The organism is Bradyrhizobium sp. USDA 326 (genome assembly GCF_049739485.1).
Classification (GTDB): Bacteria; Pseudomonadota; Alphaproteobacteria; order Rhizobiales; family Xanthobacteraceae; genus Bradyrhizobium.
Genome location: NZ_JBMGQA010000001.1, coordinates 6,058,114 through 6,084,264, shown reverse-complemented (window position 1 = coordinate 6,084,264; position 26,151 = coordinate 6,058,114). Strand labels below are relative to the sequence as shown.

The window sequence follows — 26,151 nt, the reverse complement described above, 5'->3', positions numbered from 1 at the left end:
GCGAAGCGGCCCGTCCGGTTTCAATGTTGTCCCCGCGAAAATAGAAGAGCTTAGCTCTTCGCGTTCTTCTCGAGAAACTTCGTGGCATCGCCGACGGTGAGAATCGTTTCCGCGGCGTCGTCCGGAATCTCGCAACCGAATTCCTCTTCGAACGCCATCACCAGCTCGACGGTGTCCAGACTGTCGGCGCCGAGGTCGTCGATGAAGCTCGCGTTGTCGACAACCTTCTCGGGCTCAACACCAAGGTGTTCGACCACGATCTTCTTAACCCGCTCGCCAATGTCACTCATTGCTTAACCTCGTGTTGTTCCCTGTAGACCCGACCCCCCGGGACGATACGAGCCGTCGTGGTCGTTTGACTGCCTTCGCTTACGAACTTGATTTGGCCCATCCTAACCGATGAGGCCCCGGCGAACGACGGCCAAAGGCTCCGCATCGCCAATATACAGGGTTTCAAAAACCTGCAATGGCGTTCTTTGCCCATCCGTTGAAGGTCCGGTTATCATACTTCAATTGCCTTGACTACAAGCCTCATTTCGCTCCGGAAACGGCCGTTTGCCGCATCGGGCACCGCCTTGACGGCGCTGCGGCACGAGGCGTCAGATCATGGCCATGCCGCCGTTGACGTGGATGGTCTGCCCGGTGACATAGGATGCTTCGTTCGAACTCAGGTAGACCGCGGCCGCTGCGATGTCCTCGGGCGTCCCCAGTCGGGCGGCCGGAACCTTGGTCAGAATCGCTTCGCGCTGCTTGTCGTTGAGGGCATCCGTCATCGGCGTCTTGATGAAGCCGGGTGCGATGCAGTTCGCGGTGACGCCACGCTTGGCGTATTCGGCGCCGAGCGTCTTGATCATGCCGATCAGGCCTGCCTTCGACGCAGTATAATTGCCCTGTCCCGGATTGCCGGTGACCCCGACCACGGAGGTGATGGCGATGATGCGGCCGAAGCGCTTGCGCATCATCAGCTTGGTCGCGGCGCGCGCCAGGCGGAAGGTCGCGGTCAGATTGACGTTGATGACCTCGTCCCAGTCCTCGTCACGGAGTTGCACGAAGAGATTGTCGCGCGTGATGCCCGCATTGGCGATGAGAATGTCGACCTGACCCATCGCCGCTTCCGCAGCCGGCACCAGCGCCTCGACCTCATCGGCCTTGGAAAGATTGCATGGAAGCACATGGACGCGCTCGCCGAGCTTGCCGGCAAGCTCGTCCAGCACCTCCTTCCGCGTTCCCGATATCGCGACGGTGGCGCCCTGCGCGTGCAGCGCCTGCGCGATCGCGCCGCCGATGCCTCCGGTCGCGCCGGTGACGAGCGCCTTTCGGCCAGTCAGATCGAACATTGATGACTCCTTTAGGCCTGCTTCGCAGCGGTCAATGCATCCTTGGCGGCGGCAATATCGTTCGGACCGCCGACAGCAATGCCGACGGCACCGTCCGCGATGCGCTTCACAAGACCTGTCAGCACCTTGCCGGCGCCGATCTCGAAGAAGCGGGTGACGCCCTGCCCGGCCATATAAGCAACCGACTCGCGCCAGCGCACCGTGCCGGTGACCTGCTCGACCAGGCGGCGGCGGATCTCGTCAGGATCGGCGATGGCGCTCGCCAGCACGTTCGACACCAGCGGCGCCGCCGGCGCCTTGATCGTGACCTTCGAGAGCGCCTCCGCCATGGCATCCGCGGCCGGCTGCATCAGCTTGCAATGGAACGGCGCGGACACCGGCAGCAGCATCGCGCGCTTGGCGCCCTTGGCCTTGGCAATCTCGACGGCGCGATCGACCGCAGCCTTGTCGCCTGAGACCACCACCTGCCCACCGCCATTATCGTTGGCGGCCTGACAGACCTGCCCCTGCGCCGCCTCGCCCGCGACCTCCATGGCGGCCTCGTAGTCGAGACCGAGCAGCGCGGCCATCGCGCCGGCGCCGACCGGGACGGCCTTTTGCATTGCGAGACCGCGCGTGCGAAGCAGGCGGGCGGTATCCGAAACCGTCAGGCTGCCGGCCGCGGCCAGCGCCGAATATTCACCAAGCGAGTGGCCGGCAACGAAGGCCGCGTCTCGTCCCACGGAAAAACCAGCCTCAGCCTCGAGCACGCGCAGGGTGGCGATAGACACCGCCATCAGCGCCGGCTGGGCGTTCTCGGTGAGTTGAAGGGTTTCAGCCGGACCTTCCCAGATGATGGCCGTCAGCTTCTCAGAAAGCGCGGCATCGACCTCGTCGAACACGGCGCGCGCCACCGGAAAGGCGTCAGCCAGGGCCTTACCCATGCCGACCGCCTGGGAGCCCTGCCCAGGAAATGTGAATGCAGCCGTCATCGGCGCTCCCTGCTTGTCAGGCATGATCCCTCTCGAGAACCGGCAGCCGATTACGCACGGCCTTGGGCCATGGTTCCGGATCATGCTCCAAAGGGGGCCGTAGACACCGTCCGGGGCCGCACTGTCAAGCCGAGACGGGAACTTGGACCAGCATTCAACGGGGAATACGCCCCTTAGAACCCGCCGGCAGTCTGGTTGGCATCGACTTCCACCCCGGCCCGCGCGCGGCGCGCACTGTTGACAAGTTGCCCCGGCCGGTCCTCGCGGTTCGGCTTTGCCGTCGCCAGCCGCAGCACCGCCGCGTAATTCGGCTGCACTTCCATGCGGCCGGCATACGGACTCGCGCTCAGCAGGCGATGCACCTTGGGCAGATTGTAGCAAGGCACGTAGAACAAGAGATGATGCTCGAGGTGATAGTTCACGTAGTACGGCGCGATGAACAGGCGCTCGAGAAAATTGGCATGCGTGGTTCGGGTGTTGCGCAAAGGGTCATTACTATCAGGAACGACGGCGTGCTCGGCGATGTTGCGGATGCGGGTGATGACCATCATCCAGGTCAGCAGCGGCACCAGCCAGAGCAGCGGATAGGCCCACCACACACCAGCCGCGGCGAGCGCGGCAAACATGATCGCATTGACCACACATTGCGGGCCGAGCTTCTCCCAGAAATGCGCCGCACGCTGCCGCCATGACCAGTCCTTTGGCCCGAGCGCGTTGAGCAGTTGCGCCTTGCGCTGCTGATAGCCGGTCTGTCCAGTGATGTCGCGAATGAACTTGCGGCGATAGCTCAGCCTGGTGATCGGAAACGGCGCCGACAGCACGAGATCGGGATCGTCCTCCTGCTGGGTGCGCGCGTGATGCTGCAGGTGATAGCGCCGGTAGCTGCGCGTCTCCGCAAACAGCGGATAGGCGCAGAACCACTGGCTCAGTGCCAGATTGGTCTTCTCGTCGGCGGACAGGCAGCCATGCGCACCGTCATGCATCAGGATCGCAAGGCCGAGTTGGCGCGAGCCGATGATGGCGACGGCGAGGACGTAGGTGATCGGATTGGGCCACCACGCGACCAAGGCGATCGCTGCTGATATCAGCGCCCAGGCGTGCGCGATCAGCGCAGCACCTTTCCACGTCACGCGCTGGCGCACATCGGCCAATTGATCGTCGGTCAGGAAATCGCGGGCACGCATGCGAAGCGCGGTCATGGCCTAACCCTCCCCATTCGAATTGCTGGATGCGCCGGCCTCCTCGACGAGACGCAGGCGCCCGGTGTCGTCGGCGGATTTCGCCTGCTCGCCTAGCACGCGCAGCATCTCGGCACAGAGCTCCTCGGGCGAGCGGCCCATGGCGTTACCTTCGAGAATGACGCCGATGGCGACGGCCCAGAACCGCCGCGAGCTTTCGTCGGGCGCGCGCAGCGAGCGCCAGCCGTGCCGCTCGACCTGCCCCGCATAAGCGCGCGTACCCTCGCTGTGCAGACGCTCGATGGTGCGCTCCACGAGGGGCGCGAGATCCTGGCGACGACGCGTCAGCGTCAGCGCTTCGGCGAAGAAGGCAACCGAATCGCTCGCCGTCACGGACTTGGCCAGCGCGTGGGTGTATTCCCCAGGCGTGCGCGCCTTCAGCGCCGCCTGCTCGGTGGCGCGCGCCAGATACAAGAGATCGCGGCAGGCGCATTCGACGAACAGCGCCTCCTTGGTGCGGAAGTAATAGGTGATCTGGCTCGGGAACGCGTCCGCGGCGGCCGCAATGTCGGTGATAGCCGTGCCGGACAGCCCGCGCTCCCGAAACAGCGGGCTCGCAGCATCCAGGAGCAGCGACCGCATTTTGCGGCCGGCCGAGCGCGTCGCACGCGCGGCGTGCTTGGGGTCGCCCTCGAGCGGCTCATGGGCCAAGGTCTCTACCATGGAGGTCCTCCGCGTCGATTTGTTTGTATGACATACAAACAAACGGGTCAAGGGATATGATGGTATGGGAGGGTGGTCCGGCTTCGCCGGCGTGGGATCCGGCCGAAGCTTGGCCCCAAAACTTGCAAAGCCGGCCAAAATCCGTATAAGGCGCGCATCCGCAGACCCCGGCCGGGAGCTGAACGGACGGTCTCAGCAAATCATTCGTGATTTTGGTGTGGCAGGGCCAGTCGGCCCGTCGTCCCGTGTTTCCGCCTTCTGAGCTTCATCCCAGAGTCCTTTCCGAAGGTCTCTTAAGGGCTTGACGCCGGGCGATGCGCCAACATGAGGAAAGGACGTCCATGCCTCTTTACGAGCATGTTTTTCTCGCGCGTCAGGACGCGAGCCCGCAGCAGGTCGAAGAGCTGACTGCGCAGATGACCGGAATCGTCGAAGGTCTCGGCGGCAAGGTCACCAAGACCGAGAATTGGGGCGTGCGCTCCCTCACCTACCGCATGAACAAGAACCGCAAGGCGCACTTCGTGCTGCTCAACATCGACGCGCCGTCCGCGGCGATCGCCGAGATCGAGCGCCAGGAGCGCATCAGCGAAGACGTGATCCGCTATCTCAGCGTCCGCGTCGAGGAGCTCGAGGAAGGCCCGTCCGCGATGATGCGCAAGGCCGACCGCGATCGCGAACGTGACGACCGTGGTGGCGGCTTCCGCGGCGAGCGTGAAGGCGGCTTCCGTGGCGGCGATCGCGACGGTGGTGGCTTCCGCGGTGACCGCGGCCCGCGCCGGCCGCGCGAAGAAGCTGAAACCACGACGGAAGGGGAGTAAGAACAATGGCTGAAGCTGGTGCACGTCGCCCGTTTTTCCGTCGTCGCAAGAGCTGCCCGTTCACGGGCGCCAATGCGCCGAAGATCGACTACAAGGACTCCAAGCTGCTGATGCGTTACGTCTCCGAGCGCGGCAAGATCGTGCCGAGCCGCATCACGGCGGTGTCCGCGAAGAAGCAGCGTGAGCTCGCCCGCGCCATCAAGCGCGCGCGCTTCCTGGGCCTGCTGCCCTACGTCATTCGCTAACACGACCAATTCGACCGGCGGCCATCGCGCCGCCGGTCGCAACTTTTCGAACTCATAAGGCTTCCGGGTCGTCCGGTCGCCGATGGTTGGGGCAAGCGACGCCTCTAACCGCTCGAAGGGAGCGGGACAGCTGATGATGGCTTTTGGACTGATAGCCCTGATCGCCGGCGCCGCGTCGGCCCTGATGTTCGCCTCGATCATCTCGGGCGCGCTGATCTCGCTCGTCCTGTTTTACCTCGCACCTCTGCCGCTGATGGTCGCCGCGATCGGCTGGGGACCACTTTGCGCAAGCCTCGGCGGCATTGTCGCCGCGATCGGCCTCGGCGCCCTGTTCGGCCTGCCCTACTGCATCGCCTTCGCCGTCACCGTCGCATTGCCGGCCTGGTGGCTTGGTCATCTCGTCCTGCTCGGCCGGCAGGTGGGAAGCCTCGCGCCGGACGCAGCCGCCGAACCGCCGGCAAAGCCCGAGATCGAGTGGTATCCGATCGGCCGCATCCTGCTCTGGATCGCAGGCTTTGCCACGCTGACCACGATGGCCGCCCTGCTCACGCTCGGCACCGACGCCGAGACCATCACCGGCACGCTGCGGCGCGGCCTGATGCGCCTCCTCCGCGCCACCGACCCGCAAACCTCGGGCGAAGCCAGCCAATTCGTCGACGCGCTGGTGCGGATCGTACCGGCCGGCGCCACCATCATCGCGATGATGACACTGACTCTCAACCTCTGGCTCAGCGCCAAGGTGACCGCGACGTCGGGCCGGCTGCGCCGTCCCTGGCCGGATCTGAAGACGGCAGAGCTGCCGCCAATGACCCTGGTGGCACTCTGCATCGCGCTCGCCTTGTGCTTCACCGGCGGGCTGCCTGCCATCGTCGCGCAGATCGCCACGGCCGCGCTGATGATGGCCTATGCGCTGACCGGTTTCGCCGTGCTGCATACGCTGACGCTCGCGCTGAAGAGCCGCACGTTCTGGCTCGGCTCGACCTACGCCGTCGTCGTCGTGTTTGGATGGCCCGTGATCGCGATGGTGATCCTGGGTCTTGCGGATGCCGTGTTCGGTTTTCGCGAGCGCTTCCTGCGCAGCCGGCAGCCGCCCCCGCTGCCAACCCCTTAAGTCCCCCCGAAACTGAAACCTACAGAGCACTTCAAGAGGAGAACGAATATGGAAGTCATTTTGCTGGAACGCGTCAACAAGCTCGGCCAGATGGGCGAAGTCGTGAAGGTTCGGGACGGCTACGCTCGCAATTTCCTGCTCAAGCGCGGCAAGGCGCTGCGCGCCACCGCCGACAACCGTGCCAAGTATGACGGCATGAAGGCCGAGCTCGAAGCCCGCAATCTCCAGGCCAAGGGCGAAGCGTCCAAGGTCGCCGAGAAGATCCAGGGCAAGAACATCATCGTGATCCGCCAGGCCTCCGAAGCCGGCCAGCTGTTCGGCTCGGTCACCGTGCGCGACATCGTCATGGCGTTCGAAGCCGACGGCGTCCACCTCGAACGTCCGCAGGTGCAGCTCGACGCGCCGATCAAGACCATCGGCAAGCACACGGTCACGGTTGCGGTTCACCCCGAGGTCGAGGTCGAGATCACCGTCACAGTCGCGCGCAGCCAAGACGAGGCCGAGCGCATCAACCGCGGCGAGGACATCTCGACCCGCAACGAGGATCGCGATGCGGCGGCCGAGGCGATCGCCGCCGCCGGCGAGTTCTTCGATCCGGAAGCCCAGCACGACGAAGTCGAGCCGGCCCCTGCTGCGGAAGAGAAGTAAGCCACAAGCCGTCATGCGCGGGCTTGCCCCGCGCAATCCATCGTCAAAGGATCTTTTTGATGGATTGCCGGGTCAAGCCCGGCAATGACGAAGAGACAACGAAGCCCGGCTGCCTCACGCGGCGCGGGCTTTTCGTTTTGCCGGCGACGTCTTCGTTCAGCATCGCGATCGAGGCCAGCGCCGTTGCCGTGTGCTTCTCGACACCGTCGCTGACGCAGAACACATCGGCGGCAACCACCGCGACCTGTCGGCCCGGCTTGATCACCTTTGCCCGGCAGATCAGCTTTTCGCCGACCGCTGGCGACAATAAATTCAGCTTGTATTCGGCCGTCAGCGCCGGCTGGCCGCGGGAGGTGGCGGCAGCGATCGTCGTGGCGTTGTCGACCAGGAAGGCGGTAACGCCGCCATGAAAGAAGCCGTGCTGCTGAAGCAGCTCGGGCCGGCGCTCCACCGCGATGGTGCAGGTGCCGCGCGACAATTCGCACAGCTCGGCGCCCACCAGGTTCATAAAGCCCTGCCGGCCGACATTGGCGTGGATGCGCTCGGCAATCGGTGCGAATTCCGGATCAGCTTCGGCCCGCATGCAGTCTCTCCCTATTTCTTGATGATGCGATCGAACGGCCTCAGCGCACGATTGGCGCAGGCGATCAGCGTATCCGCCTCGATGCGCGGATCGGTGCGGTCGCGACCCGACAGAAAGGCACGGCAGAAGATCTGCGCCGGACCGATCAGCTGGCTGACGAACATCACCGGCGTCATCGGCAGAAGCTCGCGGCTTGCAACCAGCGGCGCGCGCCAGCGCTCGATGCCTTCGGCGAGCCGCGCGTTCTGCGCGCGCTGGGCATCGCGCACGTCCTCGCCCCATTCGCTGCGCGAAATCTCGAAGAGGTAGCGCGCCTCGCGCCGGCTGGTGACGACCCAGTCGAGATGGGCCCGGATCAAGCGATCGATGCCCTGCTCCGCATCGGGCGCAGGATCGAGCGCGGCCAGCACCGCGGCATGGTAGTGCCGCAAGACCTCCAGAAACAGCGCGCCGGCGAGCTCCTTCTTCGAGCCGAAGACGTGAAAGAAGCTGCCGTTGGAGGCGCGGGCCCGGGTGCGGATCGCGGCCACCGTCGCGGCTTCGAAACCGACGCGGTCGAACACCTGCAGCCCGGCCGCCAACAGGTCGTCTCGCACGCTCGTCGCCATCGCCATCTCCTGGAGTCTTACTCTAGAGCAGTACTCTAGTGCGGTCAATATGATACGAAGGCCGCGATGAAGGCGGCCTCCGTATCAAGCTAAAGAACGTCGCGGACTTAGCGTGAGATTGGCGGTGCGGGCGGACCGGATGACTCGGCTGGAGCCGCGGGCGGAGCTGCAGCGGCCGCGGGCCGTGCCGGCTCCTGCTGCGGCTTGGCTGCCGGTTCGGGGCTGGTCGCAGGCGCGGCCGGCTTGGAAGCAGCCTCTTCCGCCGGCTTGGGCAACGCCGGCTCGGCGGGCTTTGCCGCGGCAGGTGCAGCCGGCGTCGCCTGCGGGACCGGGTCGGATCGCAATGCCGGAGCTTCGCTCCCGCGCGGCTCGACCTTTGAGCTATCCGGCTTGGTCTCAACGGGAGTCTCGGTTGCCTTGCTGCTGTCGGGCTCGGCCTTGGCGCTGTCAGGCTTGACGGTCTGAGGCCTTGGCTCGCTCTTCTTGTCCTCGGCAGCCGGCGCGGCGGCATCGACCTTCGGGGCTTCCTCAGTGCCCGGCTTAACGCGCCGCTTGCCTTTGCGCGGCTCGGGCGCTGCCTGTTCCTCCGGCGTCGCGCTTTCCCCGGCGGGCCGCGCAGCGCGTTTCTGGCGCGCGCCCTCGGGCGCCGGAGTAGCACCCTCGCCGTCCGGCTTGGCGGCCTCTTGCGAACGGTGGCGGCGGCCCTGATGCTCAGGCGACTGGCCCGGAGCAGTATTGGCTCCGTCCTTCTTGCCGTCCTTGGCCTGGTAGCGGGTGTCGGTGGCACCGTTGGAGATCAGATAGGAGGCAAGGACGCCCGCCATGTCCGAGCTCGTGGTGTAGTGCTGGCGCAGGAATCCGGGCAGCGAACCCGGCGCCACGGATTTCAAAAGTCCGCGCGGGCTCTTGTGGCAGGCATTGCAGGTCTGCGCGAAAAGCTGGGACGGGGTCTTGCCGGCCTCGAGGTTCGTCGCCTGCGCAAAAACGGTATCGGCCGCGCCGAAGCCGGTCAGAAGCAATACCGTCGCGAGGCTGAGCGCTCGGCTCGACATTCCCATCATCTCCATTGAATTTACGCGAATGCAGCCGGCCTCCGGCGCGGCGCGGTCAACCTTTTAACCGATTGAGCTGCGAATGGAAGCAGGCTCCGCGCGCAAGGATGTGATTAAGCTATTTTCGAATATCGGCTTTGAATACAGCGCAATAGCGCGGCCGGAACCGCATCGCTAGATTTGGATGCAAACGCATAGGAACCGCTGCGGCGCCTGGGCGTCAGATGTGAAGGCCGGGTTAGTCGCATCTTTCGGGTTCGCTCGAGAGGACATGTCGATGGACCGTTTGTTACGCAGATTCCTGTCTCAGTTCATCCGGCGCGGGTCGATGACGGTGACCAGCGCAAACGGATCGAAGTTCACCGTCGGCGACGGCTCCGGCGAGCCGGTCGCGGTGCGCTTCGTCACCGCGGACGCGGAGCGGAAGAGCCTCGTCAATCCCGAGCTCGGGCTCGGCGAGGCCTATATGGACGGCGAGTTCGTGGTCGAGCGCGGCACCATAGCAGATGCCCTCGCGATCCTGCTCGATCAACCCGACCTATTGCCGCACTGGGCGAAACCGTGGTGGCACCTGCGCTACCTGACGCGGCACCTGAAGCAATTCAATCCCCGCACCCGCTCCCGCCACAACGTCGCCCATCACTATGATCTCGACGGCCGGCTCTATTCGCTCTTTCTCGATGCCGACAAACAATATAGCTGCGCCTATTTCGAAACGCCCGAGACGCCGCTCGACGACGCGCAACTTGCCAAGAAACGGCACATTGCAGCGAAGCTCCTGATCAAGGACGGTCAGCGCGTGCTCGACATCGGCTCCGGCTGGGGCGGCCTCGGGCTCTATCTCGCCGAGATCGCCGGCGCCGATGTCACCGGCATCACGCTGTCGACCGAGCAGTTGCAGGTCGCCAATGCGCGCGCTGCCGAAAAGGGTCTGACGGACTCGGCCAGATTTCAGCTCCAGGATTATCGCGACGTTGACGGTACGTTCGACCGCATCGTCTCGGTCGGTATGTTCGAACATGTCGGGGCAAGGTTCTACGACGCCTATTTTCAGCGCTGCGCCGAATTGCTGAGCGAGGACGGCGTCATGCTGCTGCACGCGATCGGCCGTTCGCAGGGCCCGGACTCGACCAATCCCTGGATCGCCAAATACATCTTCCCTGGCGGCTACATCCCCGCCCTGTCGGAGGTGCTGCCGGCGATCGAGCGAGCGGGCCTCCTGGTCTGCGACATCGAGATTCTGCGCCTGCACTATGCCGAGACGCTGAAGGCCTGGCGAGAGCGCTTCATGGCGCGGCGCGAGGAGGCGGTGCAGCTCTACGACGAGCGCTTCGCCCTGATGTGGGAGTTCTACCTGGCCGCCTGCGAGATGACGTTCCGCAAGCAAGCCATGATGAACTTCCAGATCCAGCTTACCCGTCGCCAGGGCGTGGTGCCGATGACCCGCGACTACATCCAGCGGGAGGAAGCCCGGTTGCGGGCGCGTGAAGGCTCCGCCGTGCCCAGACTCAAGCTGGCTGGTGAATAGACCCTGGTCCTAGTGACGCAGAGTCGACATCAGGGAGGTCCGGACGGAGGCCGTTAGCGCCAGTTGCTCGCGCAGCTGGATCAGGATCTCGGGCGCGAGCGGCTGGCGACGGACGTCGGGCCGTTCGGCGTGCTCCATGGCCGCGATTAAGCCGGACAGCCAGAGCCGGCTGCCGGCCTCGCTTTGCCAGTTCAGGTGCTGCCGTTCTGGCTGCATCGCTCGCCTCATGTCCCTGTTGGCGGGGGAATAGGACAATCCCGGGCCGGCCTTGCTGTTCCGCATTATCCCCGAAAGAATCCGGGGAGATGTGATCTGCTTCACATAAGTCTGGTCGGGCCTGTCTTAGACCGTCGCCATGAGCAAAGAGACCCGAACCTCATTGGACGTGCCGGACGACCTCCGTACCGACTATGCCCTGATCGCCACCGGCGTCGGGGCCGCTCTGGTCGCGCTGGTCTACCTCCTGCTGGTCTGAACCGAGCCGAACGCGGCCAGCGTGCGTCATTTCGCGCGCTCTCAAATAGGTCTCTCAGTCAGTCGATAGGGTTCATGGGTTTCAGGATTTTTCCATGGCACGCTCGCGGCCTCCTGGGACGAGTAAGTTCCGCGGAAATCCGTCAAGCGCGGCGCATGCTGCGACTGCTAATCATCCACCATTTTAACTGAGCGGTTGATAGCGGTCAGCTTTTGCTTCCGCTTTCGCCTGAGGCGGCGCTTTATCCCGGCCCCGCATCCGCCAAAGAAAATTGCTAAGCACGTCCGACCATGGCCCTGACTGATTCGAACGTTCTCAAACTCGCGCCCGATGCCGGAACTCCCGCCTATCGGAGCGCGCCGCACAATATCGAGGCGGAACAGAGCCTTCTGGGCGCGATCCTGGTCAACAACGACGCCTTCTACCGCGTCTCCGACTTCCTGGAGGCGAAGCATTTCTTCGAGCCGCTGCACCAGACGATTTTCGAGACCGCCGGCAGCCTGATCCGGATGGGCAAGATCGCGACGCCCGTCACGCTGAAGACGTTCCTGCCCGCCGATACCGATGTCGGCGGCATGACCATCGGACAATATCTGGCGCGGCTCGCCGCCGAAGCCACCACCATCATCAATGCGCAGGACTACGGCCGCACCATCTACGACCTCTCGCTCAGGCGCGACCTGATCGGCATCGGCGAGGACATGGTCAACGTCGCCTATGACGCGCCGGTCGATTTCCAGCCGCGGGCGCAGATCGAGGACGCCGAACGCAAGCTTTACGAACTCGCCGAGTCCGGCCGCTATGACGGCGGCTTCCAGAAATTCTCGCAGGCGCTGGCGGTCGCGGTCGATCTCGCCGCCAAGGCGTTCCAGCGCGATGGAAAGCTGTCCGGCATCTCGACAGGCATGCGCGACCTCGACACCAAGATGGGCGGCCTGCAGCACTCCGACCTCATCATCGTCGCGGGCCGTCCCGGCATGGGCAAGACCTCGCTCGCGACCAATATCGCCTACAATGTCGCACGAGCCTACGTTCCGGAACTCCAGGCCGATGGCACCACGAAGGCCGCCAATGGTGGCGTGATCGGCTTCTTCTCCTGCGAAATGTCGGCCGACCAGCTCGCCACGCGTATCGTGGCCGAGCGCACCGGCGTTCCCTCCTCCCACATCCGCCGCGGCGGCATCTCGGAAGCCGATTTCGAGAAGATCCGGGAGGTCTCGATCGAGCTGCAATCGCTGCCGTTCTATGTCGATGCCACCGGCGGCCTGTCGATCGCGCAGCTCATGGCGCGCGCGCGCCGGCTGAAGCGCCAGAAGGGCCTCGACCTTCTCGTGATCGACTACATCCAGCTTCTGTCCGGCTCCGGCAAACGCGCCAGCGACAGCCGCGTGCAGGAAATCACGGAGATCACGACCAGCCTGAAGGCGCTCGCCAAGGAGCTCAACGTTCCCGTGATCGCGCTGTCCCAGCTTTCACGCCAGGTCGAATCCCGCGACGACAAACGGCCGCAGCTCTCCGACTTGCGTGAATCCGGATCAATCGAGCAGGACGCCGACGTTGTGCTGTTCGTTTACCGCGAGGAATATTACCTCGCGATGAAGGAGCCCCGCCCAGGCACGCCTGAACACGAGAAGTGGCAGCTCGACATGAGTCTTGCGCACGGAAAGGCCGAAGTCATCATCGGCAAGCAGCGCCACGGCCCGACCGGCACCGTCGATTTGGCGTTCGAAGCCTCGGTCACGCGGTTCGGCGACCTTGCGCCTGACAGTCAGCTGCCGGCTCGCAGCGACAACGACTACTGAGTTCCTTGAACCGGACCGGCCACTTGCGTAAAACGGCGCCATGACAATGGCGTCCGACCCGAAAACGATCCCGCAATCCGGCCCTCTCTCCGCAGATGCCAACCAGGCTGCTGCGCTCGCCGCCTATGGCGGCGTGCTGACCGTCGATCTCGACGCGATCATCGCCAATTGGCGCAAGCTCGAGAAGACGGCGGTACCGGCCGAATGCTCGGCGGTGATCAAGGCCGACGCCTATGGTTGCGGCGCCGAACAAGTGTCACGAGCCCTGAGCAAGGCGGGCTGCAGGACCTTCTTCGTCGCCACCCTCGAGGAGGCGCGCAAGGTGCGCGCCGCGGTGCCGGAGCCCACGATCTACGTGCTCGGCGGCTATTTCCAGAACACCGGGGAGCACTACGCCAGGATCAATTGCCGTCCCGTGATCGGCGATCTCAACGAACTCGCCGAATGGGACGTATTCTGCCGCCGGAGCGGCTGGACCGGCGGCGCGGCTGTTCACATCGACACCGGCATGAACCGGCTCGGCCTGACGCTTGCGGACGCGCAAGCCATCATTCCCCGCATCAATGCCGGCGATCACGGCATCACACTGGTGATGAGCCATCTGGTCTCGGCCGAGCAGCTCAACAGCCCGCTGAATGCCAAACAGCTCGCAACCTTCCGCAGCATTGCCAGTGAATTCTCAGGCGTCCCGGCGGCCCTCGCCAATTCCTCCGGCATCTTCCTCGGCGCGCCATTCCAGTTCGACCTGGTGCGACCGGGGGCTGCGCTCTACGGCGTCAACCCGACGCCGGAGGCCGATAATCCCATGCAGCCGGTCGTCGAGCTCAAGGCGCGCATCGTGCAAATCCGCAATATCGAGCGCGGCGAGAGCGTCGGCTATGGCGGTACCTGGACCGCGCGGCGGCCGACGAAACTTGCGATCATCGCGGTCGGCTATGCCGACGGCTATTTCCGCGCCGCCAGCTCCAATGACGGCACCCGCGGCGCCGAAGTCATCGTGGCCGGCAAGCGCTGCCCGATCGCGGGCCGCATCTCGATGGACCTCATCGCCATCGACATCACCGACCTGCCGCCGAACGCGGCACGGCGCGGCCACATGGTCACGCTGCTCGGCGACGGCATCACCGTCGACGAACTCGCACACCATTTCGGCACGATCGGTTACGAGGTGCTGACCAGCCTCGGCCGCCGTTATGCCCGCATCTACAAGGGCGGCGATGCGGTGGAGCCGCTGGAACGGCCGACGCCGGCGACGGGAGCCGAGCAGCCGCACTCATCGCCGCCAATCGAGTAGCCGGCAGCCCCGCTGCCGAACTGAGCGCCGGGGTCCATCTCTCCGCATGGACTTGCCGACCTCCGTGTCCGGGCTCGCGCTACGCACGTCCGGGACACGGAAGGGATTGCTTACTTCTTCTTCCTGCTGTCCAACGCCGTCTTGCAGGTGTCGCTGAGCTGGTCGCGCTTGCCGTTCAGGCAGGCGACGACGCGGCCGCCGCCCGGCGCGATGCCGGCGCAGAATTTGTCGTAGTCCGCCTTGCACGCGCCGCGCGGATCGGACGATTGTGCCGATGCGCCTCTCCGGAGAACGCGACGACGAGTGCGATGGCAACAAAACTCAATTTGGACATTGTATCTCCGGGTACGGAAGGCGGGAGCCGGTAGCTCTACATGAGGATCGCGACATTCAACATCAACAACATCAACCGACGCCTGCCCAATCTGTTGGCATGGATGCGTGTCGCAAAGCCCGATGTCGTCGCGCTTCAAGAGTTGAAGGCAAGTGATGGCGAATTTCCGGCGGCTGCGATCGAAAAGGCCGGCTACGGCGCGGTCTGGTGTGGACAAAAGACGTGGAACGGCGTCGCCATCCTGGCCCGTGATGCCGAGCCCATTCTCACCCGCGAGCGCTTGCCGGGAAAGCCTGAAGATCTCGAAGCCCGCTACATCGAAGCCGCCGTGCGCGGCATCATCGTCACCAGCATCTACCTGCCGAACGGCAATCCGCAGCCGGGACCGAAATTCGACTACAAGCTCGACTGGTTCGCACGGCTCAAGCGCCACGCCAGAACGTTCATCAAGCAGGACCTGCCCGTCGTGCTCGCCGGCGACTACAACGTCGCGCCAACCGAGATCGACATCTACCCGACGCGCTCGTGGGACAAGGATGCGCTGATCCAGCCGAAGAGTCGCGCGGCCTTCGCGTCGCTGGTCGAACAAGGTTGGTGCGACGCGGTGCGCGAGCTGCACCCGGGCCAGCGCATCTACACGTTCTGGGACTACAAGCGAAACCGCTGGCCGCGCGACGCAGGCCTGCGGCTCGATCATCTCCTGCTCAGCCCTGCCCTCGCCCCGCGCCTGGCAAAAGCCGGCGTCGACAAGAAGATCCGCGCAGAGGATGGCGCAAGCGATCACGCGCCGGCATGGGTGGTGCTGCGGTGATCCTCATCACACATTCCTGCCGTCGATCACGTTCACCGGCACGGCATCCAGATCGAAATCGTAGCCGGCCCTTCCGCCGGCATGCTCTCAACAGCGGGTCGGTCAAAACAAAAAATTGAAAAACAACCCCATGCACAGTAGCCGACCCCTGTCCGCTCAATGAAACTACGGTTATTCCGAAATAACATCGTTGATCCATCGGGCAAAACACTGGCATGATGTCACCATCAAAAGACGTCCATCCGCATCGCCGGCAGTTAGAGCCCTTCAGGTTGCCCCTTCGTCGGGGATATTGAGAATCTTGCCGCAGGCCTTGCAATGCACGGCGTCGGCATCGTGCCTCTGGAGCCCGCAAGTCGGGCATGGAAATCGCACCTTGTGAGGACTGAGGAGCGCGCGGGCGAGATTGAAGAACAGCGTCACGCCGAAGATCATGATCACGACGGTGATCAAGCGGCCGAACGTGCCTGACAAGGTAATGTCGCCAAAGCCGGTCGTCGTCAGCGCGGTGACGGTGAAATACAGGGCATCGGCATAGTTTCGGATTTCGTCGTTGCGAAACTTCTGGGTCTCGTAAACGATTCCGGTCATGACGAAGATGAAGACGGCGAGGTTCGTGACGGCGAAGATGACCTCTTCGTTGCGACGAAAGAACGGAGAATCGATGCGCAGCCTCACCAGCATCTGGTAGTCGCGAAGCAGCCCCAGCGTTCGCAGGATCCGGAGAAAGCCGCCTGCCTCGCCGGCAAGCGGTGCCAGGAAGGATACGATCGCAACCATGTCGGCCCACGTCGCGAGTTGACTGAATTTTCGAAACGGATGCGGATCGACGAGGAGCCGTGCCGAGAAGTCAGCAAGCAGCATGACGCCGAACAGGACATCGAGCGTTTCAATGATCTCACTGGGCTGCAGGAACGAGGTTGCGATGATGAACAGGACCGTCACGATATCGAAGGCGAGCAGCGCATAGCGGAAGCGTACGCCGCTCGGCGTTGCGCCCTCGTAGAGGCGACGGACGTTGCTTCTGAGAGACGTGAAGGACATTGAATCATGATTGCGACTTGCACCGCTGATTGCAACTCTGAACGCGCTGCAAACTCCATCCCGATCGCTGCCATCTCCGGCTGGAACAGGAGATCATTTGTCGACCTGATGGGCGGCCCGGAGGATTCAGGAACGAGAAAGTCGACTCGGCGTTCAGCTCCGTTTCGGGAGCTGAATGCTCAAATCCGAGGAATACCGGAAGCTCGCCGAGCAATATCGCACGCGCCAACGATGCAAGATCGGCTCGTCGATGTTCTTCTGAGCGTCTGCGCCTATCCCGCAGTGGCGGGCCGGCTGGACCTCCTTTGCGTCCAATGAAAACCAGGAGAACGGCAGGATGGCCGGTCGGGACGTCTCGGACCGAGTGCGTGCCCTGAAGCGAGTGGGGGGACAGGGGCGGTCTCGAAGGAACCGTTTGGCTTCTCGTCACGACCAGCGGTCTCACTGGAGCGCGGCCGGCATTCGCCCTCGCCGCCGGCTCCGGTTACACTGCTCCGATTCCGGGAGCGACCGCCCTTGGCCTTTCTCTTCGTCCTCAGCGTCGGCCTCGTCGCCGGCACCATCTCCGGCATCGTCGGCACCGGCTCGTCGATCATGCTGATGCCGGTGCTAGTCTATGCCTATGGGCCGAAGGAGGCCGTGCCGATCATGGCAGTCGCCTCCGTGATGGCGAACTTCTCGCGGATTCTGGCCTGGTGGCGTGAGGTCGATTGGCGGGCCTGCGCGGCCTATTCGGTCACGGGCATTCCGGCCGCAGCGCTCGGCGCGCGGACGTTGCTGGCGCTGCCCTCGCACGTCGTCGATCTCGCCATCGGTATCTTCCTGATCGCGATGGTGCCGGTGCGGCACTGGCTGGCGCGGGATGACCTCAAGGCCAATCTCTGGCATCTGGCCGTCGGCGGCGCAGTCATCGGCTATCTCACAGGCATCGTGGTCTCGACCGGCCCGCTCAGCGTGCCGCTGTTCCTGTTCTACGGCCTCAGCAAGGGCGCCTTCCTCGCCACCGAAGCGGCCTCGTCGCTCGGGCTCTATTTCGCGAAATCGGTGACATTCGAGCGCTTCGGCGCACTGACCGGCGACGTCTTCATGAAGGGCCTGATTGCGGGCTCCTCGCTGATGTCGGGCGCCTTCATCGCAAAACGCTTCGTGCTGCATCTGAAGCCGGACGTGTTCCGCCTGGTCATGGACGCGATCATGATCGCAGCCGGGCTCTCGATGCTCTGGAGCGCGGCTCAGCCCTGAGACGGCCGCGCTCAGGCGGCGAATTCCGGAGAGATCGATGGGCTCTCGGAGATGCCGCGTCCCGGCACCGCCGGCTGCCGGCGGAGCCATTGCAACAGGGCCTCGAGCGGCTGCGGCCTCTGATAGAGGAAGCCCTGCCCGAACCTCACGCCCATGTCACGCATCGCCTCGGCCTGCTCGGCGCGCTCGATGCCTTCTGCGACCAGGGTCAGCCCCAACGTGCCGGCAAGCGATGCGATCACGCCGACGATGGCCTTGTCCTCCGCGCTCTCGGGGATCTCCCGGATGAATGCCTTGTCGATCTTGACCTTGTCGAGCGGGAAGCGCCTGAGATGAGCCAGCGAGCTGTAGCCGGTACCGAAATCGTCGAGCGCGATCGTGGCACCCAAGCGCCGCAGGCGATGCAGCGTTTCGGAGGCGCTGGCGATGTTGTTGATCAGCGATCCCTCGGTGATCTCGAGCTCGAGAGATGAGGCCGCAACATCGAAGCGCGCACAGGTCGCACGCAGCTCGGCGGCGAGCGAATGGTCGGCAAGTTCGGACGGCGGCAGGTTGATCGCGATCCGGATCTGCGGCCTGCCGGCGGCGGCCAACCGCTGCAAGGCCCGGCAGGCATCGGTCAGCACGTAGCGAGTCAGCCGCGCATTGTTGCCGCTGCGCTCGATCAGCGGCAGAAATTCGCCGGGGCCGATCACGCCATGCTCAGGATGCCGCCAGCGGATCAGCGCTTCCAGACTGACAACCTCGTGGGTTTCGAGATCGACCTGGCTCTGGTACCAGACCTCGAACTGTCCCTCGGCGAACCCGGTGGGAATGGCGAGCTCGAGATCCCTCCGGCGGCGATAGTCGCGCTGCAGCGCCTCGTCCAGTACGGCGACCGTGCCGGGCGCCTTGCTCTTGGCATGATAGAGCGCGATGTCGGCGAGCGTCGGCAGATGCGACAGCTCCGGATCGTCGGCGCGACGCACGGCAAGGCCGATGCTGGCGCGCGGCACCACTTGCTTGTCGTGGAGGCGGATCGGCTCGGAAATGGCGTCCAGCACCTGCTGAGCGAATGCGTGCGCGGCCTGTTCGTGGCTCACATCGGGACGAATGACGACGAACTCGTCGCCGCCGAGCCGTGCAACCCAGTCCTCCACCTCGACCGCTCCGCGAAGACGCTCCGAGATCTGAACCAGGAACTTGTCGCCGGCCTCGTGACCGAAGGTGTCGTTGATGCCCTTGAAGTCGTCGAGATCGATGAAGCAGAACGCGACCAGCGTATCCGGCGAGCCCCCGTCCCGGCTTGCCACGGCCAGGCGCTCGGTCAGGGAGCGCCGGTTCGGCAGCCCCGTGAGCGGATCGTGCGTCGCCATGTGCCCGAGCCGGTCCAGCGCGCCTGACGTCGTGTGCTGCATGGCGTTGAAGGCGCGCGCGAGCTGGCCGAATTCGTTCGAGGACGTGACGTCCGCCGGATAGGCCCGGCCATCCTGCTTGCTGCGCTGGATCGCCGACATCATGGCCGCCAGCGGCCGGCCGATGAAGATGTTGGCGGAGATCCGCATGGCGATCAGGGTCGCAACGGTTGCGAGCAGGCCGACCACCAGCAGCAGCACCAGGCGGCTGCCCGCATCCGCGTACAACGTCGCGCGCGAATAAGCGATGGCGATGCGACCGGCCTGAACGGCCATGTTGCCATTGCTGTAGCGGATCGGGCGCGAGATTTCGACGACCTGGTCGTCGGGCCGGGCGACCACGCGGGCAATCGCGGCGCCGGTATCGTCATAGACGGCCGCCGCCGCGATGGTCTCGTCGTGCATGATCTCGTTGAGCACGCCCGTGACCTGGTCGTAGCGCATCTTCCACAGCGGTTCGGCGATCAGCTCGGCCCGGCTCTCGGCGACCCGGACCATGCGGGCGTCGAGCTGCCTGACGCGCGACCAGAAGCTCGATGCCTCGACACCGGCAGAGGCCAGAAGTTGCACCAGCAGCAGAACGGGCACCGTGGCCCAGATCATCGCGTGGACGACCGAGCGCAGGCGCGGCGCTGGCTGCTGGTCGCGATCCGGATCGGTCATCGCCTCATCCTTGCGCATCAGTCCGCAACGCCTTCGGGAAGCGGCAGCGACGAGATCAGCGCATCGAGGGAGAAGTCATATTGGCCGCAGCGTCCGGCCTTGGCCCGGAACCGCGTAAAATCGATCCGGTCGAACGCACGCATCCTGATGAGGTCGCCAACCGAAGCGAGGTTGTCGCGCGTGATCGCAGACGTCTTGACCTCGACATGGGGCGAAACGGCCGCGAAATCGCAGCCATCGGCATAGTCGCGCAGGAGAACGATCGACCAGCCGCCGAGCAGGAAATGCCCGCCGTCGGTCAGCAGCAGACGGCCCGCCTTGATCTCGCGCAGCGCGTCCTCCGACCAGTTGAGTCCAACGACCTTGATGTTTCGACCGGGCACGAGGCCGGCAGCGATCGCAGCGCGGAGCGCGCCGAGCGCCATCGGATCGTTTCCGGCCCATATGCCGGCAGGCCGGATCTCCTTGCGAGAAGCCCAACCCAGGTAGTTCGCCGTGACCCGCTCTGCCTCCGATTGCGTCCAGTTGGCGAACAGCAGCCGGTCCACCACGACGTCAGGCGCGGCATCCACGGCCAGCTTGAGGCCGGCGTTACGGGCAATCGAAGCCGGAGTGATTTCGTCGCCGCCGATTCCGAGAATATGGATCTTGCCGTCGGGGCTCTGCCATTTCTCGGCACGCGCCGCCCCGATCAGCGCATTGGCCATCCGTGCACCCGCGGTCTGCAGATCGGTCGTGATGTCGCCGAGCCAGGTCTTGAGCTTCTCGCGCGGCGGTCCAAAACGCGCCGCATCCTCGCCGATCAGCGTGTTCGAGAGCAGCAGCGTCTTGACGCCTGCAGCCTCGGCCGCCTCCAGGATCGGGACGGCAGCGGACTCCTCGTTCGACAGGATGAGGAAATCGGGCTTGTCGGGACGTGCCACCACGCCGAAGCCGAGCTCCTGCATGGTGCGGTAATTCCGCTCACTGGTCAGCACCTCGACATGCGCGTCGAGCCTGCGGCCGGCGGCCTGCATGGTCTGCGCGACCATGTCCCAGTAGACCTCGCCGGTCTTGCCGGGATTGACGAAGACGATGTCGAGGGGCTTGGCAAGGCTACCGCCGGCGGACGCGATAGCGCCGCAGACGATGCCCGCAGCGAGCAATATTCGCAGGAATCTCGTCATTTCTCTTCGCCGGCCCCCATTGGTCCTAGGGTGGACCCGCGTCCGCTAATACTTCGCAAAATCAACCCGGCCACAGCGGCACAGAGCTAATGAACGGTATATCTATCGTGTCGGATTGAGATAATCGAAGCGCAGGCCATCGCGGCCGCCGTTCCGTGCTATCCAGCAAGTTGAAACCTCGACTCATCTGTTCCCCATGGCCAAGAGCACCCTCTCCTTCGTCTGCCAGAACTGCGGCGCGGCCTATAACCGCTGGCAGGGCAAGTGCGAGTCCTGCGGCGAGTGGAATACACTCGCGGAAGAAGACACGAGCGGCAGCGTTCCGGTGTCGATCCGCTCCAAACGCAAGGGCCGAACGTTCGCGCTGGAGAGCCTTGCCGGAAAAAGTCCGGATGCGCCGCGCCTGTCCTCAGGGATGACCGAGCTCGACCGCGTCACCGGCGGCGGCTTCGTCCGCGGCTCGGTGCTGCTGGTCGGCGGCGATCCTGGAATTGGCAAGTCGACGCTGCTGACGCAGGCGACCAGCCTGCTGGCGCGCGCCGGCCACCGCGTGGTCTACATCTCCGGTGAAGAGGCGGTCGCCCAGGTGCGCCTGCGCGCCGAGCGGCTCGGGCTGTCGGACGCACCGGTCCAGCTCGCCGCCGAGACCTCCGTGGAGGACATCGTCTCGACGCTGTCGGAGGGCGCGGTGCCGCGGCTGATCGTGATCGACTCGATCCAGACCATGTGGACCGACACGGTGGAATCGGCGCCCGGCACGGTGACGCAAGTACGCGCCTCGGCGCAGGCGCTGATCCGTTTCGCCAAGAAAACCGGCGCCGCCATCATCCTGGTCGGCCACGTCACCAAGGACGGCCAGATCGCAGGTCCCCGCGTGGTCGAGCACATGGTCGACGCGGTGATGTCGTTCGAGGGCGAAGGCTCGCAGCAATTTCGCATCCTGCGGGCCGTGAAGAACCGTTTCGGCCCGACCGACGAGATCGGCGTGTTCGAGATGACCGGCCTCGGCCTGCGCGAGGTCACCAACCCCTCTGAGCTGTTCTTGTCCGAGCGCGATCTCGGCACGCCCGGCACCGCAGTCTTTGCGGGCATCGAGGGCACAAGGCCCGTCCTGGTCGAATTGCAGGCGTTGGTGGCCCCGACCTCGCTCGGCACCCCGCGCCGCGCCGTGGTCGGCTGGGACCCGAGCCGGCTGTCGATGGTGCTGGCGGTGCTGGAGGCGCATTGCGGGGTCAAGCTGTCCGGCCACGACGTCTATCTGAACGTCGCCGGCGGCCTGCGCATCCACGAGCCCGCGGCCGACCTCGCCGCCGCCGCGGCGCTGGTGTCGTCGCTGGTTAATGCGCAGTTACCCACCGATGCCGTCTATTTCGGCGAGATCTCGCTCTCGGGCGTGGTCCGCCCCGTGGCACAGACCCCGGCGCGGCTGAAGGAGGCGGCAAAACTCGGCTTCCAGCGCGCGGTGCTGCCCGAATCGGCACGCGGCGAGACCGGCGGCGATGCCGGATTGTCGCTGAATGCGGTGAACAGCCTGACGACATTGGTGGCCGAGATCGCCGCCCGCGGCTCCCGCCGAGGCGAATCGAACGCCCCGGCAGAGAAAAATGCCACACCGGCAAGATTCCGCCGCGGAGAGGGTTAGGTGGAGGTGACGCCGGAGGCCCTCGCCGCTATACAGCCGTCACAAAAGCAGCATGGGATTGCGTGGTTGCGGCCTTGCCGGGAACGCCGTCTGCCCTTCTTTTAGGGCAGCGGCCAAACACCGATTCGCTGAGCCTTTGACAGTACGAGCGGACCAGACCAGCCGATGCCAGTAACACTCCTCGACCTGATCCTGCTCGGTGTGATGCTGATCTCGGGCCTGCTCGCCATGGTCCGCGGCTTCATGCGCGAAATCCTGTCGATTGCGGCCTGGGGCGCGGCGGCGATCGTGACGCTGTACTCGTTCTCGAAGCTGCTGCCGACGGCCAAGACCTATTTCAACAACGACACGGTCGCGAGCGTCGTCGTGGTCGCCGGCGTGTTCGTCGGCACCCTGGTCGTGGTCTCCGTGATCACGGTGCGCATCTCCGACATGATCCTGGATTCGCGGATCGGCGCACTGGACCGCACCCTCGGCTTCCTGTTCGGCCTGGCTCGCGGGCTTTTGATCGTCGTGGTCGCCTTCCTGTTCTTCACCTGGCTGGTTCCGGACAAGCAGCGTCCGGACTGGGTCACGGGGGCCAAGTCCCGCGTGGTGCTCCAGGGAACCGGGGACTGGCTGATGGCCCTCTTGCCTGACGACCCCGAGAACACCATCTTGAAGAGATTCAAGAAAAACAAACCAGATGATGATCAAGCTGAATCCGAGCAGCAGCCTTCGGGCAGTGCCGACGGATACAGTAAATCGGCTCGTGACGGCATGAAGAAGCTGATCGAGAAACCTGCGGCGCGTTGATTGGCCCCTAAAGAAAGGCGCGGACGAGATGCGACACCCTGACCAGGACGCCCAGTTTGATCTTGATCTCAGGGCCAGTTCGGGCCCGGCCGCGCTCGAGCTTCAGGACGATCTGGAGGGGGATACGCTGCGCGAGGAATGCGGCGTGTTCGGCATCTACGGTCACCCTGATGCGGCCGCGATCACCGCGCTCGGCCTTCACGCTCTCCAGCACCGCGGCCAGGAAGCCGCCGGCATCGTCTCCTACGACGGCAGCCGCTTTCACTCGGAACGCCGCCTCGGTCTCGTCGGCGACACCTTTTCCCGCCGCGAGGTGATCGACCGCCTGCCCGGCAATGTCGCGGTCGGCCATGTCCGCTATTCCACCACCGGCGCCACCATCCTGCGCAACGTGCAGCCGCTGTTCGCCGAGCTCAATGCCGGCGGTCTCGCCGTCGCCCATAACGGCAATCTCACCAACGGCCTGACGCTGCGCCGCGAGCTGGTGCGGCATGGCGCGATGATGCAGTCGACCACCGACACCGAGGTGATCCTGCACCTGGTCGCGCGCTCCAAGCGGAGCCGCTTCATCGAGCGCTATATCGACGCGCTGCGCGAGATCGAAGGCGCCTATGCGCTGGTCTCGCTGACCAACAAGAAGCTGGTCGGCGCGCGCGATCCGCGCGGCATCCGCCCGCTCGTACTCGGCGATCTCGACGGCTGTCCGATCCTGACCTCGGAGACCTGCGCGCTCGACATCATCGGCGCGCGCTTCGTGCGCGACATCGAGCCCGGCGAAGTCATCGTGTTCGACGAGAGCGGCCAGGACATCCACAAGCCGTTCCCGCCGATGGCGCCGCGTCCCTGCATCTTCGAATACATCTACTTCTCGCGTCCGGATTCGATCGTCCACGGCCGTTCGGTCTACGAGGTGCGCAAGGCCTTCGGTGCGCAGCTCGCGCGCGAGAGCCACGTGCCGATCGACGTCGTCGTGCCGGTGCCGGATTCCGGCGTGCCCGCCGCCGTCGGCTACAGCCAGCATTCCGGCGTGCCGTTCGAGCTCGGCATCATCCGCAACCACTATGTCGGCCGGACCTTCATCCAGCCGACGCAGGCGATCCGCGAATCCGGCGTGCGCATGAAGCATTCGGCCAACCGCGCCGCGATCGAAGGCAAGCGCATCATCCTGATCGACGATTCCCTGGTGCGCGGCACCACCTCGAAGAAGATCGTGCGCATGATGCGCGATGCCGGCGCCAAGGAAGTGCACTTCCGCCTCGCCTCGCCCCCGATCCTCTATCCCGACTATTACGGCATCGACCTGCCCGACCGCGGTGGCCTGCTGGCGGCGACGCATTCGCTGGAGGAGATGCGCGAGATCATCGGCGCCGACTCGCTCGCCTTCCTGTCGATCGACGGCATGTACCGCGCCATGGGCGAGCCCGGCCGCGACCCCGCCAATCCGAAATTCTCGGACCATTGCTTCACCGGCGCCTATCCGACCCACCTCACCGACCAGACCCAGACCGAGCCGCAACCGCGGCAATTGTCGCTGCTGGCCGAGGCGAGCTGACACCGAAGGCGTCACACCGGGGCGGTCCGTAAGGACCGAACCCGGGATCCCGGGTCTGGTGCTTTGCACCATCCCGGAATGACAGGTGCCGTGATGGGGCTTGTCCCGGCCATCCACGCCTGTAAAACCCCGCCATGACCAAGTCCCTCGCTGACCGCATCGCTCTCGTTACCGGCGCCTCGCGCGGCATCGGCTTCGCCACGGCCAGGGCGCTGGCCAAGGCGGGTGCGCATGTCGTTGCGGTGGCGCGCACGCAGGGCGGGCTGGAAGAACTCGACGACGAGATCCGCAAGGACGGCGGCAGCGCCACGCTGGTGCCGCTCAACCTCAGCGATTCCGACGGCATCGCGCGGCTGGGCGCCAGCCTGCACGAGCGCTACGGCAAGCTCGATATCCTCGTCGGCAATGCCGGCGTGCTCGGCCCGTCCTCGCCGCTCGGCCATATCGAGCTGGAGACGTTCAACGAGGTGATGGCGGTGAACGTCTCCGCGAACTTCCAGCTGATCCGCTGCATGGAGCCGCTGCTGAGGCAGTCGGATGCCGGGCGCGCCGTGTTCATCACCTCCGGCGCCGCCAGTAAGGCGACCGCCTATGTCGGCCCCTACGCCGCGTCCAAGGCCGCGCTGGAAACGCTGGCCCGCGCTTGGGCGCAGGAGACGGCGAATACGAAGCTGCGAGTCAATTTGTTCAATCCCGGCCCGGTCCGCACGCGCATGCGCGCGACGCTGATGCCGGGCGAGGATCCGGCGACGCTCGACACGCCCGAGCAGGTCGCCGAATTCATCGTGCCGATGTGTGGGCCTGACTGGACCGAGACCGGCAAGTTCTACGACTACAAGACCCGCACCGTGATGAGCTTCCGCGCGCCGGCCTGATTGACCCGATTGCCTCCCCACGATTGATGGCCCGCGCTTAGGCGGCAGCAACGTCGGCAGTTCGGTCACATCGGGCACGGCGATCGATGCCAAGGGTAACGACTATACCGCCGAGGCCGATATCGGAAAGCACATCCGGAAATTCAAACTGACATCAGCGCGCTCAAATAGCGTCTCAACGCATTTTGCCCGAAGGTTAACCGACGGATGACGCTACGACGCAGCGTCATCCAGCTTTAGGCGCATTGCCGCCGGCCGTG

General features: G+C 64.9%; 24 protein-coding genes and 2 pseudogenes. 13 read left to right on the top strand and 13 right to left on the bottom strand.

Going from position 1 to position 26,151, the window contains the following annotated elements:
• Positions 1–50: 50 nt before the first annotated feature.
• The 5 genes from ABIG06_RS28495 to ABIG06_RS28475 form a co-directional block, all read right to left on the bottom strand.
• Positions 51–290: an acyl carrier protein gene (locus ABIG06_RS28495; RefSeq protein WP_008551805.1), complete on the bottom strand. Its 240-nt coding sequence runs from the start codon at positions 288–290 to the stop codon at positions 51–53.
• A gap of 309 nt (positions 291–599) precedes the next feature.
• On the bottom strand, positions 600–1,337 hold the full coding sequence (gene fabG / locus ABIG06_RS28490; RefSeq protein WP_124158882.1) for a 3-oxoacyl-[acyl-carrier-protein] reductase: 738 nt from the start codon (positions 1,335–1,337) through the stop codon (positions 600–602).
• An 11-nt stretch (positions 1,338–1,348) separates the two neighbouring features.
• Positions 1,349–2,308 (bottom strand): ACP S-malonyltransferase, encoded by a 960-nt coding sequence (gene fabD, locus ABIG06_RS28485; protein ID WP_370140925.1) that lies wholly within the window; start codon positions 2,306–2,308, stop codon positions 1,349–1,351.
• Positions 2,309–2,481: 173 nt separating this feature from the next.
• Positions 2,482–3,507, bottom strand: a complete 1,026-nt coding sequence (locus ABIG06_RS28480; RefSeq protein WP_370139433.1) for a fatty acid desaturase family protein — start codon at positions 3,505–3,507, stop codon at positions 2,482–2,484.
• A 3-nt stretch (positions 3,508–3,510) separates the two neighbouring features.
• The gene (locus ABIG06_RS28475; RefSeq protein ID WP_124158880.1) at positions 3,511–4,209 is read right to left on the bottom strand and encodes a TetR/AcrR family transcriptional regulator C-terminal domain-containing protein; all 699 of its coding nucleotides are present in this window, start codon (positions 4,207–4,209) and stop codon (positions 3,511–3,513) included.
• 341 nt (positions 4,210–4,550) lie between these two features.
• On the opposite strand from ABIG06_RS28475, the gene rpsF reads away from it, so the two are divergent.
• The 4 genes from rpsF (at position 4,551) to rplI (ending at position 7,031) form a co-directional block, all read left to right on the top strand.
• Entirely contained in the window at positions 4,551–5,027 is a 477-nt protein-coding gene (gene rpsF / locus ABIG06_RS28470; RefSeq protein WP_124158879.1) for a 30S ribosomal protein S6, read from the top strand.
• 5 nt (positions 5,028–5,032) lie between these two features.
• Positions 5,033–5,272, top strand: coding sequence for a 30S ribosomal protein S18 (rpsR, locus tag ABIG06_RS28465; protein ID WP_007592020.1), 240 nt, complete (start codon positions 5,033–5,035; stop codon positions 5,270–5,272).
• 133 nt (positions 5,273–5,405) lie between these two features.
• A complete protein-coding gene (locus ABIG06_RS28460) occupies positions 5,406–6,383 on the top strand; it encodes a DUF2232 domain-containing protein (RefSeq protein ID WP_370139432.1) in 978 nt (325 codons plus the stop codon).
• 48 nt (positions 6,384–6,431) lie between these two features.
• Positions 6,432–7,031 carry a 50S ribosomal protein L9 gene (rplI, locus tag ABIG06_RS28455; protein WP_124158877.1) on the top strand — a complete coding sequence of 200 codons (600 nt, stop codon included), beginning with the start codon at positions 6,432–6,434 and terminating at the stop codon, positions 7,029–7,031.
• A 124-nt stretch (positions 7,032–7,155) separates the two neighbouring features.
• Here rplI and ABIG06_RS28450 read toward each other — a convergent pair.
• The 3 genes and pseudogenes from ABIG06_RS28450 to ABIG06_RS28440 form a co-directional block, all read right to left on the bottom strand.
• A pseudogene (locus tag ABIG06_RS28450) lies at positions 7,156–7,614 on the bottom strand (PaaI family thioesterase); the annotation flags it as partial.
• A gap of 11 nt (positions 7,615–7,625) precedes the next feature.
• Complete coding sequence (locus ABIG06_RS28445) at positions 7,626–8,222, bottom strand: TetR/AcrR family transcriptional regulator (protein WP_370139431.1); 597 nt, start codon at positions 8,220–8,222, stop codon at positions 7,626–7,628.
• 107 nt (positions 8,223–8,329) lie between these two features.
• Positions 8,330–9,274: a hypothetical protein gene (locus tag ABIG06_RS28440; RefSeq protein ID WP_370139430.1), complete on the bottom strand. Its 945-nt coding sequence runs from the start codon at positions 9,272–9,274 to the stop codon at positions 8,330–8,332.
• Between the two features lie 277 nt (positions 9,275–9,551).
• Here ABIG06_RS28440 and ABIG06_RS28435 point away from each other — a divergent pair, with 277 nt between their 5' ends.
• The gene (locus tag ABIG06_RS28435) at positions 9,552–10,802 is read left to right on the top strand and encodes an SAM-dependent methyltransferase (protein ID WP_199751338.1); all 1,251 of its coding nucleotides are present in this window, start codon (positions 9,552–9,554) and stop codon (positions 10,800–10,802) included.
• 9 nt (positions 10,803–10,811) lie between these two features.
• Here the strand turns inward: ABIG06_RS28435 and ABIG06_RS28430 are convergent, their stop codons facing one another.
• A complete protein-coding gene (locus ABIG06_RS28430) occupies positions 10,812–11,018 on the bottom strand; it encodes a transcriptional regulator (protein WP_370139429.1) in 207 nt (68 codons plus the stop codon).
• 549 nt (positions 11,019–11,567) lie between these two features.
• Here ABIG06_RS28430 and ABIG06_RS28425 point away from each other — a divergent pair.
• Both ABIG06_RS28425 and alr read left to right on the top strand, forming a co-directional pair.
• Positions 11,568–13,079, top strand: coding sequence for a replicative DNA helicase (locus tag ABIG06_RS28425; protein WP_124158872.1), 1,512 nt, complete (start codon positions 11,568–11,570; stop codon positions 13,077–13,079).
• A 46-nt stretch (positions 13,080–13,125) separates the two neighbouring features.
• Positions 13,126–14,373, top strand: a complete 1,248-nt coding sequence (alr, locus tag ABIG06_RS28420; RefSeq protein WP_370140924.1) for an alanine racemase — start codon at positions 13,126–13,128, stop codon at positions 14,371–14,373.
• A 110-nt stretch (positions 14,374–14,483) separates the two neighbouring features.
• Here the strand turns inward: alr and ABIG06_RS28415 are convergent.
• Positions 14,484–14,707, bottom strand: a pseudogene (locus tag ABIG06_RS28415) (cysteine rich repeat-containing protein).
• Positions 14,708–14,747: 40 nt separating this feature from the next.
• Here ABIG06_RS28415 and ABIG06_RS28410 point away from each other — a divergent pair.
• Positions 14,748–15,518, top strand: a complete 771-nt coding sequence (locus tag ABIG06_RS28410; RefSeq protein ID WP_370139428.1) for an exodeoxyribonuclease III — start codon at positions 14,748–14,750, stop codon at positions 15,516–15,518.
• Between the two features lie 267 nt (positions 15,519–15,785).
• On the opposite strand, the gene ABIG06_RS28405 is transcribed toward ABIG06_RS28410, so the two are convergent.
• Entirely contained in the window at positions 15,786–16,562 is a 777-nt protein-coding gene (locus tag ABIG06_RS28405) for a potassium channel family protein (RefSeq protein WP_370139427.1), read from the bottom strand.
• 516 nt (positions 16,563–17,078) lie between these two features.
• On the opposite strand from ABIG06_RS28405, the gene ABIG06_RS28400 reads away from it, so the two are divergent.
• Positions 17,079–17,804 (top strand): sulfite exporter TauE/SafE family protein, encoded by a 726-nt coding sequence (locus ABIG06_RS28400; protein WP_370139426.1) that lies wholly within the window; start codon positions 17,079–17,081, stop codon positions 17,802–17,804.
• Positions 17,805–17,815: 11 nt separating this feature from the next.
• Here the strand turns inward: ABIG06_RS28400 and ABIG06_RS28395 are convergent, their stop codons facing one another.
• Both ABIG06_RS28395 and ABIG06_RS28390 read right to left on the bottom strand, forming a co-directional pair.
• Positions 17,816–19,879, bottom strand: a complete 2,064-nt coding sequence (locus tag ABIG06_RS28395) for a putative bifunctional diguanylate cyclase/phosphodiesterase (RefSeq protein ID WP_370139425.1) — start codon at positions 19,877–19,879, stop codon at positions 17,816–17,818.
• Positions 19,879–21,027, bottom strand: a complete 1,149-nt coding sequence (locus ABIG06_RS28390; protein WP_370139424.1) for an ABC transporter substrate-binding protein — start codon at positions 21,025–21,027, stop codon at positions 19,879–19,881. The genes ABIG06_RS28395 and ABIG06_RS28390 overlap by 1 nt, the downstream gene beginning before the upstream one ends.
• Before the next feature lie 196 nt (positions 21,028–21,223).
• Here ABIG06_RS28390 and radA point away from each other — a divergent pair, with 196 nt between their 5' ends.
• The 4 genes from radA (at position 21,224) to ABIG06_RS28370 (ending at position 25,891) form a co-directional block, all read left to right on the top strand.
• Complete coding sequence (gene radA, locus ABIG06_RS28385; protein ID WP_028178043.1) at positions 21,224–22,669, top strand: DNA repair protein RadA; 1,446 nt, start codon at positions 21,224–21,226, stop codon at positions 22,667–22,669.
• Positions 22,670–22,834: 165 nt separating this feature from the next.
• Positions 22,835–23,464: a CvpA family protein gene (locus ABIG06_RS28380; protein ID WP_124159076.1), complete on the top strand. Its 630-nt coding sequence runs from the start codon at positions 22,835–22,837 to the stop codon at positions 23,462–23,464.
• A 28-nt stretch (positions 23,465–23,492) separates the two neighbouring features.
• Entirely contained in the window at positions 23,493–25,016 is a 1,524-nt protein-coding gene (gene purF, locus ABIG06_RS28375; RefSeq protein WP_124158864.1) for an amidophosphoribosyltransferase, read from the top strand.
• A 134-nt stretch (positions 25,017–25,150) separates the two neighbouring features.
• On the top strand, positions 25,151–25,891 hold the full coding sequence (locus ABIG06_RS28370; protein WP_370139423.1) for an SDR family NAD(P)-dependent oxidoreductase: 741 nt from the start codon (positions 25,151–25,153) through the stop codon (positions 25,889–25,891).
• Positions 25,892–26,151: the final 260 nt, after the last annotated feature.